The 15,997-nt window shown below is 58.4% G+C and carries 12 protein-coding genes and 1 tRNA gene; all 13 read left to right on the forward strand.

Annotation, left to right across the window (positions count from 1 at the left end; translation table 11 throughout):
• Positions 1 to 105: EF-Tu C-terminal domain-related protein (locus tag HAT86_RS09220; RefSeq protein WP_149788994.1), on the forward strand; the 105-nt coding region annotated here is incomplete at its 5' end.
• Between the two features lie 388 nt (positions 106 to 493).
• Entirely contained in the window at positions 494 to 1,354 is an 861-nt protein-coding gene (locus HAT86_RS09225) for an FAS1-like dehydratase domain-containing protein (RefSeq protein ID WP_167196247.1), read from the forward strand.
• Positions 1,351 to 2,589, forward strand: coding sequence for a CoA transferase (locus HAT86_RS09230; protein ID WP_167196250.1), 1,239 nt, complete (start codon positions 1,351 to 1,353; stop codon positions 2,587 to 2,589). Before HAT86_RS09225 ends, HAT86_RS09230 begins: the two co-directional genes overlap by 4 nt.
• A gap of 98 nt (positions 2,590 to 2,687) precedes the next feature.
• Positions 2,688 to 2,763 (forward strand) — tRNA-Trp (locus HAT86_RS09235).
• Positions 2,764 to 3,012: 249 nt separating this feature from the next.
• Complete coding sequence (locus HAT86_RS09240; RefSeq protein ID WP_167196253.1) at positions 3,013 to 3,708, forward strand: hypothetical protein; 696 nt, start codon at positions 3,013 to 3,015, stop codon at positions 3,706 to 3,708.
• Between the two features lie 111 nt (positions 3,709 to 3,819).
• Positions 3,820 to 4,017 (forward strand): preprotein translocase subunit SecE, encoded by a 198-nt coding sequence (gene secE / locus HAT86_RS09245; RefSeq protein ID WP_167196256.1) that lies wholly within the window; start codon positions 3,820 to 3,822, stop codon positions 4,015 to 4,017.
• Between the two features lie 193 nt (positions 4,018 to 4,210).
• Positions 4,211 to 4,744: a transcription termination/antitermination protein NusG gene (nusG, locus tag HAT86_RS09250; protein WP_167196259.1), complete on the forward strand. Its 534-nt coding sequence runs from the start codon at positions 4,211 to 4,213 to the stop codon at positions 4,742 to 4,744.
• 106 nt (positions 4,745 to 4,850) lie between these two features.
• The gene (rplK, locus tag HAT86_RS09255; protein ID WP_167196262.1) at positions 4,851 to 5,276 is read left to right on the forward strand and encodes a 50S ribosomal protein L11; all 426 of its coding nucleotides are present in this window, start codon (positions 4,851 to 4,853) and stop codon (positions 5,274 to 5,276) included.
• A 1-nt stretch (position 5,277) separates the two neighbouring features.
• Positions 5,278 to 5,976: a 50S ribosomal protein L1 gene (gene rplA / locus HAT86_RS09260; protein WP_167196265.1), complete on the forward strand. Its 699-nt coding sequence runs from the start codon at positions 5,278 to 5,280 to the stop codon at positions 5,974 to 5,976.
• 250 nt (positions 5,977 to 6,226) lie between these two features.
• Entirely contained in the window at positions 6,227 to 6,745 is a 519-nt protein-coding gene (gene rplJ / locus HAT86_RS09265) for a 50S ribosomal protein L10 (protein WP_167196268.1), read from the forward strand.
• 75 nt (positions 6,746 to 6,820) lie between these two features.
• A complete protein-coding gene (gene rplL, locus HAT86_RS09270) occupies positions 6,821 to 7,198 on the forward strand; it encodes a 50S ribosomal protein L7/L12 (RefSeq protein ID WP_167196271.1) in 378 nt (125 codons plus the stop codon).
• Between the two features lie 239 nt (positions 7,199 to 7,437).
• On the forward strand, positions 7,438 to 11,580 hold the full coding sequence (gene rpoB, locus HAT86_RS09275) for a DNA-directed RNA polymerase subunit beta (protein ID WP_167196274.1): 4,143 nt from the start codon (positions 7,438 to 7,440) through the stop codon (positions 11,578 to 11,580).
• A gap of 102 nt (positions 11,581 to 11,682) precedes the next feature.
• Positions 11,683 to 15,927, forward strand: coding sequence for a DNA-directed RNA polymerase subunit beta' (gene rpoC, locus HAT86_RS09280; RefSeq protein WP_167196277.1), 4,245 nt, complete (start codon positions 11,683 to 11,685; stop codon positions 15,925 to 15,927).
• Positions 15,928 to 15,997: the final 70 nt, after the last annotated feature.

A 15,997-nucleotide genomic window follows, 5' to 3' on the forward strand; every position in this document is an offset into this window, starting at 1 on the left:
GTTGAACTGATCGCACCGATCGCCATGGAAGACGGTCTGCGTTTCGCCATCCGCGAAGGCGGCCGCACCGTCGGCGCCGGCGTCGTGTCGAAAATCATCGAATGATGATGCCAAGACACGCCCCCAAGGCTGTGTCGACACGCATTGAATAAGACAGAGCCTTAATCAAGGTTTTGAATGTCTGATAAGGCCGCCCTTAGCTGGGGCGGCCTTTTTCAATTTTGGGCTGTCGCGGCTGGATTGGGGCCTGCGTGGGGCAATCTGCCGCAAGCGTTGAAGTCTGGTAGGTTCGTTTTCAGGCGCAGCATAACCCCCCATGCAAAGCAATAACGCGGGCCCAATGGCCCGGTTTTGTGCATGCAAATCAACGGCGGGCGCAGCATTGCTGCGCGTGCGAGATTTTTCTGCATACAGAGGTATTCAGCTAACACATTGAAAACTTGACTTTATTTCGCGTTTCCGCAGGCTTTGTAAAGTAGCGGAGGAGACAGCGATGGATCAGTTGAACATAAAGGCGTGGGAGGGCCGAACCGACCAGCAAGAGGGGCGTATCACCGAAGGTCAGGCCGCCGAGATCCACGCGACGCTTGGCGCGCCCCACATGCCTGCACCCCGCGATGGCAGCGACATGGACCCGCTGTGGCACTGGTGTGCGTTCAATCCGACTGCACCATTGGCCGAACTGGCGCGCGACGGGCATCCGGCGCTTGGGGATTTCCTGCCGCCGGTTTGGCTGGAACGGCGCATGTGGGCCAGCGGCAGCCTGACCTTCGGTGCGCCGCTGCGCGTCGGCGAGCGGCTGACCAAGCGGTCGGTCATTCGTGGTGTGACCGAAAAACAGGGCAAGACCGGACCGATGGTTTTCGTCTCGGTCGATCATAAGGTTTACGGCGAACGCGGGTTGGCGATCGAGGAACGGCAGGACATCGTGTATCTGGATATTCCCGACAGATTCCGCGCCCCTGCCAAGCACCCTTTGCCTGCCAACCCGGTTGTGCACACCCGGCAGCCATTAAGCGAAGCGTTGCTGTTTCGCTATTCGGCGCTGACGTTCAATGCCCACCGCATCCATTACGATCTGCCCTATGCCCAAGAGGTCGAGCATTATCCCGGCCTTGTGGTGCATGGTCCGATGCAGGCCACATGGCTGATCACCGCCGCATGGCGGCACAAGGGGCGCAGGCCGCGCCATTTTGATTTCCGTGCCGTGCATCCGGTCTTTCTGACGCCCGTAGAAACCCGTGATCTGGAGATCATGGGCACCGAGGATGAAGCCGGCGCATTGCTGCTGTGCACCGGGCAAAACGGCCATCAGGGCATGCAAGCCACAGCACTTTGGGAGGAAACCGTATGACCAAGATATTGGACGGAATGCGCGTGGTCGAAGGCTCTGCCTTTGTGGCGGTGCCGCTGGCAGGCATGCAACTGGCGCAGATGGGGGCCGAGGTGATCCGCTTTGACCGTATCGAAGGCGGGCTGGATTCCGAGCGCTGGCCATTGGCCCCATCCGGGCGCAGCTTGTTTTGGGCCGGGCTGAACAAAGGCAAGAAATCCATTGCGGTGGACATGCGCAGCACCGAGGGGCAGGAATTGGTCACCCGGATCGTAACGGCGCCGGGTCCGGATGCGGGAATGTTTTTGACCAATCTGCGGGTGCGCGGCTGGATGGACTACGAAACCCTTAGCCAATATCGCCGGGATCTGATCATGGTCACGCTGATGGGGGACCGGCACGGCAGACCGCAAGTTGACTATACGGTGAACCCGGCGCTTGGCATTCCCGATATGACTGGCCCCGAAGATCATGACGCCCCCGTTGCCAGTGCACTGCCGGCGTGGGATTTGATCGCGGGCAACATGGTGGTCTCGGCACTCTTGGCCGCTGAACGGCACCGGCTGCGGCATGGCAACGGGCAAGAGGTTGAGTTCGCATTGAAAGACGTTGCCGCAGCAACAATGGGGCATCTGGGCATGATCGGCGATGCTGTCTTGAACGAGGCGCAGCGCGGCAAGGCGGGCAATGCCCTTTATGGCGCGTATGGGCAGGATTTTGTCTGCGCTTGCGGCCAACGGGTGATGGCCATCGGCCTGACCGCGCGGCAATGGGCCGGACTGGTCAAGGTGACGGAAACCGGCGCACAGATGGACGCGCTGGCGCAACGCACGGGGCGTGATCTGGGCGATGAAGGCGTCCGTTGGGAGATGCGCCATGAAATCACGGCGATTCTTGCGCCATGGTTTGCCGCGCGGCGCGTCGAGGAGTTTGCCAAGGAGTTCGACAAACGCGGCATCACATGGTCGATTTTCCGCAGCATCAAGTCGGCGGTGCAGGACGACCCGGACCTCAGCGCGGAAAATCCGATGTTTTCCATGTTGGATCAACCGGGCTTGGGGCGGTTTCCGGTGCCGGGCTGCCCGGCGCAGTTTTCGGACCATGCCCGGACCAAGCCGGCCCCGGCCCCTGAACTGGGCCAGCATACCGAAGAAATCTTGGGTGATGTCGTCCGATTGAGCGATACCGAGATCGCGCAATTGTTTGACAACGGGGTGGTGCAAAGCCCGCGATACGCCGCGCGTTCGGCGGCGTAAAAGGGCGCAATCCAAAGGCATTTGCCGAAATCACAGCAGAAAGTCGCGAAAGGCGGCTTGATTCCCGCTGTCATGTGGCGTAATCCCACGCGGTATATAGGGGTATAGCTCAGCTGGTAGAGCGACGGTCTCCAAAACCGTAGGTCGCGGGTTCGAACCCTGCTGCCCCTGCCAAATTTCCAGCCATCAAAATGCCTTATCTTGCCGTCTGCGCACCTGTTTTCCAGTTCGAGCTGGAAACAATAAGAGTCGGTGGCCTTCAGTGTTTTCCTTCTGGCGACAAAGCCAGATTCAGGGCGCGCAAATGCCACGATCTCGCCTTATTTCAGCCGCATAAAAAACGTGAATCAACTGGGGCGAGGGTGTCAGTCTTTTTTGCTCGGACTGTGCTGCGTTGGGGGTGTTGTTAAGGTGAGTGCTGCCATGACCGATTTGTCGGATCCGAAACCGCGTCGTGCGTCGTTCCTACCGCATGACGGAGAAGAACTGCAGGGGCGCGCGCCGCCAGATGCCTGCACGCCGCGCATAGCTTGCGAGAATGCCGATCGTGCCATCCATCAGGTTTTGCTGGAGCAAAAGCGCGAAGAGAAACGCCAGACCCTGCCGCCGATTGCGCCATCTGTCTCTTCCGGGCAGGATGCCACGGCGCAGGTGTCTGACGGTCCGCAAGAGGGCCGTTTCAAGGCGGACCCGCCGCAACAGGCGGGTCGGGCTGGGATGCGGCGTTTCAAGGGTGTCAGGCCGACGCGACGGCAGATCATACTGGTGGCTTTGGCGGCCTGTGCGATTTGGCGGCCCATGCTCTTGCCGGTTATCTTTTTGGGTGCCGCGACCGTCCTTTTGATTGCATATCTGACATTGGGGCCTGACCGGTTTGCCAATCTTGCGCGCAAAAGGTGGGAGCGTTTTGCAAACCGTCGCCCCAAAAGGGCCGCACGGTTGCAGCAACGCGCGGATCGTCTGGCCCTGCGTTGGGATCAGGTGCTGGATCATTTGCCCGAACGCTGGGCCAACCGGCTGGCGTTGCCGGATTTTGCCAATGCGGTGGAGGAGCAGGTTAATCTGGATGATGCGCCTGACCCGTTTGACCGTCTGGCCGCCCGCTCTCATCAGGGATAGTGTGTCTGCAGTCTGTCAAGGGGCGACAGGGTTTGCAGCTTCGCCCCTTGAATTCATACGCAGGGCGGCGTATGTGGCCGGTCAACCCGTTTGAGAAAGAAGACAGCGCTCATGGCACGCACCAATCCGCTACAGTTTATTCAGCAGGTTCGCTCGGAAGTGGCCAAGGTTGTCTGGCCGACACGCCGCGAAGTTTTGCTGACCACGGTCATGGTCTTGATCATGGCGGCTTTGACGGCCGTTTTCTTTGCACTGGTCGATCTTGGTATCCGTAGCGGGTTGCAAGGCATTCTTGCGATGTTTGGCTGATCAGTAAGAAAATCCGGTTCAAGACCTTGAAATCAGGGGCAATGGGCGGTAGTTGGCGACATACTTCGGAGCATGGCGCGCGGCGAATCGGGTTGCGCGCCGATTTTTGTTTCGGGGTCAAAAGGGCGTAACGCCCTGATAATTTTGGAAATTTCGGCCTGACGGCCGGTAACGACAAGGGCATGGGTCGGACATGGCGAAACGGTGGTACTCGGTCAGTGTTCTCTCGAATTTTGAGAAGAAAGTCGCCGAGCAAATCAGAACATCCGTGGCCGAGCAGGGTTTGGAAGATCAGATCGACGAAGTTCTGGTCCCGACCGAAGAGGTTATCGAGGTGCGTCGCGGCAAAAAAGTGACGACCGAACGGCGGTTCATGCCGGGCTATGTGCTGGTGCATATGGAAATGTCGGACCAAGGGTATCACCTGATAAATTCGATCAACCGTGTGACCGGGTTTCTAGGCCCGCAAGGCCGCCCGATGCCGATGCGCGATGTCGAGGTCAACACCATCCTGAACCGTGTTCAGGAAGGCGAAGATGCGCCGCGCACGCTGATCCATTTCGAGATTGGCGAAAAGGTCAAGGTCAACGAAGGGCCGTTCGAAGATTTCGACGGCATGGTCGAGGAAGTTGATGACGACAACCAGCGCCTGAAGGTGACGGTGTCGATCTTTGGCCGGGAAACCCCGGTCGAACTGGAATTCACGCAGGTCACCAAACAGGCCTGACGTGTGAGCCGTGGGAGGCGAGGGCGTCGCGGCGCCCGGACCGGACCACACAACTAAGATCCTGAGGGGCGCGCCCTGACGGAAGTTGGAAAAAAGGAGAGGCCAAATGGCCAAGAAGCTCGCAGGCAAAATGAAGCTGCAAGTGCCCGCAGGTCAAGCAAACCCGTCCCCGCCCGTGGGGCCGGCGCTTGGTCAGCGCGGTATCAATATCATGGAATTCTGCAAGGCATTCAATGCCAAGACGCAGGAAATGGAGCAGGGCGCTCCGTGCCCGACCGTGATCACCTACTATCAGGACAAGTCTTTTGAAATAGACATCAAGACGCCGCCCGCGTCTTATTACCTGAAGAAGGCCGCCAAGCTGAAGTCGGGTGCAACCACCCCTGGCCGTGCGACGGCCGGTTACGTGAGCACCAAGCAGGTCCGCGAGATCGCCGAGGCGAAGTGGAAAGATTTGAACGCAAACGACGTGGAAGCCGCGATGAAAATCATCCTTGGCTCTGCGCGTTCCATGGGCATCGAGGTGAAGTAAGATGGCAAAGCTTGGAAAACGTACCCGCGCTGCCCGCGAAGCTTTTGATGGCAAAGAGAACCTGAGCGTCGAAGAGGCCGTGGCCCTGATCAAAGCCAATGCCAACGCCAAGTTTGACGAAACCATCGAAATTTCGATGAACCTTGGTGTTGATCCGCGCCATGCGGACCAGATGGTTCGCGGTGTTGTCGGTCTGCCGAACGGCACTGGCAAGAACGTGCGCGTTGCCGTGTTCGCCCGTGGTCCCAAGGCTGAAGAAGCTCAGGCCGCCGGTGCTGATATCGTCGGTGCCGAGGATCTTATGGAAACCGTTCAGGGTGGCACGATCGAATTTGATCGCTGCATCGCAACCCCCGACATGATGCCGGTTGTTGGCCGTCTGGGTAAGGTGCTGGGCCCGCGTAACCTGATGCCGAACCCCAAGGTTGGCACCGTGACCATGGATGTGGCCGAAGCTGTCAAGAATGCCAAAGGCGGTGAAGTGCAGTTCAAGGCCGAAAAGGCCGGTGTCGTGCATGCGGGTGTTGGCAAAGCGTCTTTCGACGCGGCCAAGCTGGTTGAAAATGTGCGCGCGTTCATCTCGGCTGTGTCGAAGGCCAAGCCGACGGGCGCCAAAGGCACCTACATGAAGAAAATTTCGCTGACCTCGACCATGGGTCCGGGTGTCAGCATCGACGTGGGCAGCGCCGCGTCGGAATAAGAATTTGCGCCGGTCCTTCGGGGCCGGTGCGAATGGCAGGGCCGCCTTGTGGCCCTGTCCTGTCCGAGATGGAGGGTTGGGCGTTCGCTCAATAATTCCTTCCTGAGATGGGGAACGAGATGAGATTCCACGAAGGTTTCAGCCTTCGGGCGATCTTGGCCTCGGGACCCTGAAATTGGACCCGAACGCCCTTGATCTGATCAGGGGCAAACATGAGCCGGGGGGGAACCCCCAAATTTGGAGTGAAACTGTGGATAGAGCCCAGAAAGAGAAAGTGGTCGAGGAACTCGGCCAGATCTTCGAAAGCTCTGGCGTCGTAGTGGTTGCCCACTACGCGGGTCTGACAGTTGCCGAGATGCAGGATCTTCGTGCTCGCGCCCGCGACGCCGAAGCTTCCGTTCGTGTCGCCAAGAACAGGCTCGCCAAGATCGCCCTAGAGGGCAAGCCATGCGCAAGCATTGGTCAATACCTCTCGGGCATGACTGTCCTAACCTATTCCGAAGACCCCGTGTCGGCCGCCAAGGTCGCCGAAGGGTTTGCCAAGGACCACTCGAAATTCGAGATCCTCGGCGGTGCAATGGGTACGGACGCTCTGGACCGTGCCGGTGTCAAAGCCGTGTCCGATATGCCGTCGCGCGACGAGCTGCTTGCTCAGATCGCCGGTATGCTGGGCGCACCCGCTTCGAACATCGCCGGTGCAATTGGCGCACCTGCTTCGAACATCGCGAGCATCCTTTCGACCATCGAAGAGAAGGCGGAAGCTGCGTAAGCGAGCAACTGGAATATCTGCGTGTGGGTATTGCCCGACGTTGGAACACATCTTTAATACGGAAAGAGCTGAACAATGGCTGATCTGAAAAAACTGGCTGAAGAGATCGTTGGTCTGACGCTTCTCGAAGCACAAGAACTGAAAACCATCCTGAAGGATGAATACGACATCGAGCCCGCCGCTGGCGGCGCTGTGATGATGGCTGGCCCCGCAGAAGGCGGCGCCGACGCGGCTGAAGAGCAAACCGAATTCGACGTCATCCTGAAGTCGGCCGGTGCCTCCAAGATCAACGTGATCAAGGAAGTCCGCGCAATCACCGGTCTTGGCCTGAAAGAAGCCAAGGAATTGGTCGAAGCGGGTGGCAAAGCTGTCAAAGAAGCCGCATCGAAAGATGAAGCCGAAGAAATCAAGGCGAAGCTTGAAGGCGCTGGCGCTGAAGTCGAGCTTAAGTAATCGGTTGTCCGGCTAAGCCCGGAGCGATTTTACAGGCTGGGTCCGGATTTCCGGGCCCGGCCGAATCTGTCTCAGTAAGGCCCTGATGGTTCAGGGGTTTTCTAAGGCGAGGTTCACGCGATCGGGAGGCCCTTGGTGGGACAAGGGCCGGGAATGGATCGCACCCGCCATCTCTGATGGATGCGCCGCTGTGGCCCGACAGTGCGTGCGCCAGTGAGAAACGAAAGGTGACCGAACACATGGCTCAGACCTTCCTAGGCCAGAAACGTTTGCGTAAGTACTTTGGCAAAATCCGCGAAGTGCTGGATATGCCAAACCTGATCGAGGTGCAGAAATCCTCGTATGATCTTTTCCTGAAATCAGGCGATCAGCCCCAGCCACTGGATGGCGAGGGGATCAAAGGTGTGTTTCAGTCCGTATTCCCGATCAAGGATTTCAACGAAACCAGCGTGCTGGAATTCGTCAGCTACGATCTGGAGCGCCCGAAATACGACGTCGAGGAGTGCATGCAGCGCGACATGACCTATAGCGCCCCGCTCAAGGTCACGCTGCGCCTGATCGTGTTTGATATTGACGAAGACACCGGCGCCAAATCGGTCAAAGACATCAAGGAACAGGATGTGTTCATGGGCGACATGCCCTTGATGACACATAACGGCACATTTGTCGTTAACGGCACTGAGCGTGTGATCGTCAGCCAGATGCACCGTAGCCCCGGCGTTTTCTTTGATCACGACAAAGGCAAGACGCACAGCTCGGGCAAGTTGCTGTTTGCCTGCCGTATCATTCCCTATCGCGGCTCGTGGCTGGATTTCGAATTCGACGCCAAGGATATCGTGTTCGCCCGGATCGATCGCCGCCGCAAGTTGCCGGTGACGACGCTGCTGTATGCGTTGGGTCTGGATCAAGAAAGCATCATGGATGCCTATTACGATACGGTCGATTACAAGCTGCATAAGAACAAGGGCTGGGTCACCAAGTTCTTCCCCGAGCGTGTGCGCGGCACCCGTCCGACATTTGATTTGGTCGATGCGAAAACCGGAGAGGTCATTGCCGAAGCCAGCAAGAAAATCACCCCGCGGGCGGTCAAAAAACTGATCGACGAAGGCGACGTGACCGAATTGCTGCTGCCGTATGAGCAGATCGCCGGCAAATTCGTGGCGCGCGACATCATCAACGAAGAAACCGGCGCGATCTATGTCGAAGCCGGGGATGAGTTGACGCTTGAGCGTGACAAGGATGGCGACATTATCGGCGGCACCGTGAAGGAGCTGATCGAAGCCGGGGTTACCGATATTCCAGTGCTGGACATCGATAACATCAATGTTGGCCCTTATATCCGCAACACCGTAGCGGCCGACAAAAACCGGAACCGCGAAACCGCGCTGATGGATATTTACCGCGTCATGCGCCCCGGTGAGCCGCCCACGGAAGAGGCTGCATCGGCCTTGTTCGACACTTTGTTCTTCGATTCAGAGCGGTATGACCTGTCGGCGGTTGGCCGTGTGAAGATGAACATGCGTCTGAACCTCGAAAAACCCGACACGCAGCGCACATTGGATCGCGAAGATATCGTGGCCTGCATCAAGGCACTGGTCGAATTGCGTGATGGCAAGGGCGACATCGACGATATTGACCACTTGGGCAACCGCCGGGTGCGCTCGGTCGGTGAGTTGATGGAAAACCAGTATCGTGTCGGCCTTCTGCGTATGGAGCGTGCGATCAAGGAACGGATGAGCAGCGTCGAGATTGACACTGTTATGCCGCAAGACCTGATCAACGCCAAACCCGCTGCTGCGGCCGTGCGTGAATTCTTCGGCTCGTCGCAGTTGTCGCAATTCATGGACCAGACCAACCCGTTGTCGGAAGTCACCCACAAACGCCGCCTGTCGGCGCTTGGGCCGGGTGGTCTGACGCGTGAGCGTGCCGGCTTTGAGGTGCGCGACGTGCATCCGACACACTATGGCCGGATGTGCCCGATTGAAACGCCGGAAGGCCCGAACATCGGTCTGATCAACTCGTTGGCGACCTTTGCCCGCGTGAACAAATATGGCTTTATTGAAACGCCCTATCGCAAGGTCGATAATGGCAAGGTCACCGACGAGGTGGTCTATATGTCAGCGACCGAGGAAATGCGTCACACCGTGGCGCAGGCCAACGCCAAGCTGGATGATAACGCCCAGTTCGTGAACGATCTGGTATCAACCCGTCAATCGGGCGAATACATGCTGGCCCCCAACGAAAGCGTTGATCTGATCGACGTCTCGCCGAAACAGCTGGTTTCGGTGGCGGCCTCGCTGATCCCGTTCTTGGAAAACGACGACGCCAACCGTGCTTTGATGGGCTCGAACATGCAACGTCAGGCCGTGCCGACATTGCGTTCGGAGGCGCCGCTGGTCGGCACCGGGATCGAAGGCGTTGTGGCGCGCGATTCGGGCGCGTCGATCATGGCGAAACGCGCCGGTATCATCGACCAAGTGGATGCCTCGCGGATCGTTGTGCGTGCGACCGCCGATATGGAAATCGGCGATCCGGGTGTTGATATCTACCGGATGCGCAAGTTCCAGCGCTCGAACCAGAACACCTGCATCAACCAGCGTCCGCTGGTCAAGGTGGGTGACACGGTTCAGAAAGGCGAAGTGATTGCCGATGGCCCGTCCACCGACATGGGGGAACTGGCGCTTGGCAAGAACGTCATCGTCGCCTTCATGCCGTGGAATGGCTATAACTACGAAGACTCGATCCTGATCTCCGAGCGGATCGCGCAGGATGACGTGTTCACCAGCGTTCATATCGAGGAATTCGAAGTGGCCGCCCGCGACACCAAGCTGGGGCCGGAAGAAATCACCCGCGATATCCCCAATGTGGGCGAAGAAGCGCTGCGCAATCTTGACGAAGCGGGCATCGTGTACATCGGTGCCGACGTAGAGCCGGGCGATATTCTGGTGGGCAAGATCACGCCCAAGGGCGAAAGCCCGATGACGCCAGAAGAAAAGCTGCTGCGCGCCATCTTTGGTGAAAAAGCCAGCGACGTGCGTGATACATCTTTGCGCGTGAAACCCGGTGACTATGGCACCGTGGTCGAGGTGCGGGTGTTCAACCGCCACGGCGTTGAAAAAGACGAACGTGCCTTGCAAATCGAACGCGAGGAAGTCGAACGTCTGGCGCGTGACCGCGACGACGAACTGGCGATCCTTGATCGCAACATCTATGCGCGTCTGAAAACCCAAATTTTGGGTAAGGTCGCCGTCAAGGGCCCAAAAGGCGTCAAGGCAAACTCGGACATCACCGAAGAGTTGCTGGACACGTTGACCAAAGGCCAGTGGTGGCAACTGGCGTTGAAAGACGAGCAGGATGCGCAAATCGTCGAAGCCCTGAACGAGCAATACGAGCAGCAGAAACGCACGCTTGAAGCCCGTTTCGAGGACAAGGTCGAGAAAGTGCGCCGCGGCGATGATCTGCCGCCGGGTGTGATGAAGATGGTCAAAGTCTTCATCGCCGTGAAGCGCAAGCTTCAGCCAGGCGACAAGATGGCTGGTCGTCACGGGAACAAGGGTGTGATTTCCAAGGTGGTTCCCATCGAGGACATGCCGTTCTTGCAAGATGGCACGCCGGTTGATTTCTGTCTCAACCCGCTTGGCGTTCCGTCGCGTATGAACGTTGGTCAGATCCTCGAAACCCACATGGGCTGGGCTGCACGTGGCCTTGGCATCAAGGTGGATGAGGCGCTGCAAGAGTATCGGCGGTCGGGCGATCTGACCCCGGTGCGCGAGGCGATGAAACTGGCCTATGGCGAGGATGTCTACGACGAAGGCATCGCCGGCATGGAAGAGGATCAGCTGGTCGAAGCAGCGGGCAACGTGACCGGCGGTGTGCCGATCGCAACGCCGGTTTTCGACGGTGCAAAAGAGGCTGACGTGAACGACGCGCTCAAGCGTGCGGGCTTTGATGAATCGGGCCAATCGGTTCTTTTCGACGGGCGCTCGGGTGAACAGTTCAGCCGTCCGGTGACAGTGGGTGTCAAATACCTGCTGAAACTGCACCACCTTGTCGATGACAAGATCCACGCGCGTTCGACCGGGCCATACAGCCTTGTCACGCAGCAGCCTTTGGGTGGTAAAGCCCAGTTTGGCGGCCAGCGTTTCGGCGAGATGGAGGTCTGGGCGTTGGAAGCTTACGGCGCCGCCTACACCCTGCAGGAAATGCTGACGGTCAAGTCGGACGACGTGGCTGGCCGGACCAAGGTGTACGAGTCGATCGTCAAGGGCGAGGACAACTTTGAAGCCGGTGTGCCGGAATCGTTCAACGTTCTTGTCAAAGAAGTGCGCGGCCTTGGCCTGAACATGGAACTCCTGGATGCGGAGGAGGAAGACGCGGAGTGATTTGCAAGCGGTGCGCAGTGAATGCGCACCCTACACCCACGCCGTAGGGTGTGCCCTTTGGGCGCACCTTCCCCCGCACCCTCTCAGAATTGAGGACATCAAATGAACCAGGAACTCACAAATAATCCGTTCAACCCCGCCGCTCCGGCCAAGGTGTTCGACGAAATCAAGGTCAGCCTTGCCAGCCCCGAGCGTATCCTCAGCTGGTCTTATGGCGAGATCAAGAAACCCGAGACGATCAACTACCGCACGTTCAAGCCCGAGCGTGACGGCCTGTTCTGCGCGCGCATTTTCGGCCCGATCAAGGATTACGAATGCCTGTGCGGCAAATACAAGCGGATGAAATACCGCGGTGTCGTCTGTGAAAAATGCGGTGTGGAAGTCACGCTGCAAAAGGTCCGCCGCGAGCGGATGGGCCATATCGAACTGGCCGCACCTTGCGCGCATATCTGGTTCCTCAAGTCGCTGCCGTCGCGCATTGGCCTGATGCTGGATATGACCCTGCGTGATCTGGAACGCGTTCTGTATTTCGAAAACTACGTGGTGATCGAACCCGGTCTGACCGATCTGAGCTATGGTCAGATGCTGAACGAAGAAGAATTCATGGATGCGCAAGACGCGTATGGCATGGACGCCTTCACCGCCAATATCGGCGCCGAAGCGATCCGCGAGATGCTGGCGGCCATCGACCTTGAATCAGAGGCCGAGCAATTGCGCGCCGATCTGGCCGAAGCCACGGGCGAGTTGAAGCCCAAGAAGATCATCAAGCGTCTTAAGGTTGTCGAATCCTTCCTTGAATCCGGCAACCGCCCGGAATGGATGGTGATGACGGTCATTCCGGTTATTCCGCCTGAGCTGCGCCCGCTGGTGCCGCTGGATGGTGGCCGCTTTGCCACGTCCGACCTGAACGATCTGTATCGCCGCGTGATCAACCGCAACAACCGCCTGAAGCGCCTGATCGAGCTGCGCGCGCCCGATATCATCGTGCGTAACGAAAAGCGGATGTTGCAAGAATCGGTCGATGCGTTGTTTGACAATGGCCGTCGTGGCCGCGTGATCACCGGCGCCAATAAGCGCCCGCTGAAATCGCTGTCGGACATGCTGAAAGGCAAGCAGGGTCGTTTCCGTCAGAACCTTTTGGGCAAACGGGTCGATTTCTCGGGCCGTTCGGTGATTGTGACCGGTCCAGAACTCAAGCTGCATCAATGTGGCCTGCCCAAGAAGATGGCGCTGGAGCTATTCAAGCCGTTCATCTACTCGCGGCTGGAAGCCAAGGGCATGTCTTCGACCGTCAAGCAAGCCAAGAAATTGGTGGAAAAGGAACGTCCCGAAGTTTGGGATATTCTGGATGAGGTCATTCGCGAACATCCCGTTCTGCTGAACCGCGCGCCGACGCTGCACCGGTTGGGCATTCAAGCGTTCGAACCCGTCTTGATCGAAGGTAAGGCCATTCAGCTTCACCCGCTGGTCTGTTCGGCGTTCAACGCCGACTTTGACGGCGACCAGATGGCCGTTCACGTCCCGCTGAGCCTTGAGGCACAGCTGGAAGCCCGCGTTCTGATGATGTCGACGAACAACGTTCTGTCGCCGGCCAACGGCGCGCCGATCATTGTTCCGTCGCAGGATATGATTCTGGGGCTCTACTACACCTCGATCATGCGCGAAGGCATGAAAGGTGAAGGCATGGCCTTTAGCTCGATCGACGAAGTCCAGCACGCGCTGGACGCCGGTGAGGTGCATATGCATGCCAAGATCACTGCGCGCGTCGCTCAGATCGACGAGGAAGGCAACGAGGTGATGCAGCGTTTTGAAACCACGCCGGGCCGTGTCCGGATTGGTGCGATGTTGCCGCTTAATGCCAAGGCTCCGTTCAGCTTGGTGAACAAGCTGCTGCGCAAGAAAGAAGTGCAGCAGACGATTGACACCGTGTATCGCTATTGCGGGCAAAAAGAGTCGGTGATCTTCTGTGATCAGATCATGTCGATGGGCTTCAAAGAGGCGTTCCGGGCCGGCATCAGCTTTGGCAAGGATGACATGGTTATCCCCGACAGCAAGTGGACCATCGTCGAGGAAACCCGTGATCAGGTGAAAGGCTTTGAACAACAGTACATGGACGGTCTGATCACTCAGGGCGAAAAGTACAACAAAGTGGTCGATGCGTGGTCGAAATGTAACGATCAGGTCACCGATGCGATGATGAACACAATCTCGGCCGAGCGTAGGGACGAAGACGGTGCCGTGATGGAACCGAACTCGGTCTACATGATGGCGCACTCGGGCGCGCGTGGCTCGGTCACGCAGATGAAGCAGTTGGGCGGTATGCGCGGCCTGATGGCCAAGCCGAACGGTGACATCATCGAAACGCCGATCATCTCGAACTTCAAAGAAGGTCTGACCGTGTTGGAGTACTTCAACTCCACTCACGGCGCGCGTAAGGGCCTGTCAGACACGGCTTTGAAAACCGCGAACTCGGGTTACCTGACGCGCCGTCTGGTCGACGTGGCGCAGGACTGCATCGTGCGCGAGCATGATTGTGGAACCGATCGTGCGATCACCGCCGAGGCCGCCGTGAACGATGGCGAAGTCGTGGCGACACTGGGTGAACGTGTTCTGGGCCGTGTCGCGGCCGAGGATATCCTGAACCCCCTCACCGAAGAGGTGATCGTCAAGGAAGGTGAGCTGATCGACGAGCGCACAGCCGATGCGGTTGAAACCGCGGCGGTGCAGACCGCACGCATTCGCAGCCCGCTGACCTGTGAGGCCGAGGATGGCGTGTGCGCCACGTGCTATGGTCGTGATCTTGCGCGCGGTACTCTGGTCAACACCGGCGAAGCCGTGGGCATCATCGCCGCGCAGTCGATTGGTGAACCCGGCACACAGCTGACGATGCGGACCTTCCACATCGGCGGCGTTGCCCAAGGTGGCCAGCAGTCGTTCCAAGAGGCCAGCCAATCGGGCACGATTGTCTTTGACAATGCGCAGACGCTTGAAAATTCGTCGGGTGAGATTTTGGTCATGGGCCGTAACATGAAGTTGCGGATCATGGGCGAAAACGATGTCGAACTGTCCAGCCACAAGGTCGGCTACGGCACCAAGCTGTTCGTCAAGGACGGCGACAAAATCGACCGTGGCGACAAGCTGTTCGAGTGGGATCCGTACACTCTGCCGATCCTTGCCGAAAAGGCCGGGACCGCGAAGTTTGTCGATCTGACAAGCGGTGTGTCGGTGCGTGACGTGACAGACGATGCCACCGGCATGACGCAGAAGATCGTGACCGACTGGCGCGCCGCGCCCAAGGGCAACGAACTGAAGCCTGAAATCATCGTCGTCGGTGAAGATGGTGAACCGGTCCGCAACGAAGCGGGCAACCCGGTGACCTATCCGATGTCGGTGGATGCGATCTTGTCGATCGAAGAAGGTCAAAAGATCGAAGCCGGTGACGTGGTTGCACGTATTCCGCGCGAAGGGGCCAAGACCAAGGACATCACCGGTGGTCTGCCGCGTGTGGCCGAACTGTTCGAGGCCCGCCGCCCCAAAGACCATGCGATCATCGCCGAAATCGACGGGTATGTGCGATATGGCCGTGACTACAAGAACAAGCGCCGTATCAGCATCGAACCGTCCGACGAGTCGATGGAGCCGGTCGAGTACATGGTGCCCAAAGGCAAGCACATCCCCGTTCAAGAAGGGGATTTTGTCCAGAAGGGTGATTACATCATGGACGGCAACCCCGCGCCGCATGACATCCTGTCGATCATGGGTGTCGAAGCGCTGGCCAACTACATGATCAACGAGGTGCAAGAGGTCTATCGCCTGCAAGGCGTGAAGATCAACGATAAGCACATCGAAGTTGTGGTGCGCCAGATGTTGCAGAAGTGGGAGATCCTCGACAGTGGGGAAACCACGCTTCTGAAAGGCGAGCATGTGGACAAGGCCGAGTTCGACGCAGCGAACGAAAAGGCCATCGCCAAAGGCGGTCGCCCTGCTCAGGGTGAGCCGATCTTGCTGGGGATCACCAAGGCGTCGTTGCAGACGCGCTCGTTCATCTCGGCGGCGTCGTTCCAGGAAACCACCCGTGTTCTGACCGAAGCTTCGGTTCAAGGTAAGCGCGACAAGTTGGTTGGCCTGAAAGAGAACGTGATCGTCGGGCGTCTGATCCCTGCGGGCACCGGTGGTGCCACCCAGCAAATGCGTCAGGTTGCGCAAGGCCGCGATAACGTGGTGATCGAAGCCCGTCGCGAAGAGGCTGCCGCCGCGGCTGCCTTGGCCGCGCCGTCCGAAGATGACGTTGTTGGCGGCGATGCGTTCGACAATCTGGTGGAAACACCAGACAGCCGGGATGAGTGATCGCCTCACTTCTTAAATTCAAAAAGCCCCGTCGGATGGTCCGGCGGGGCTTTTTCTTGTCTTACAGGCG

Source organism: Roseovarius gahaiensis, assembly GCF_011601345.1.
Lineage (GTDB): Bacteria > Pseudomonadota > Alphaproteobacteria > Rhodobacterales > Rhodobacteraceae > Roseovarius > Roseovarius gahaiensis.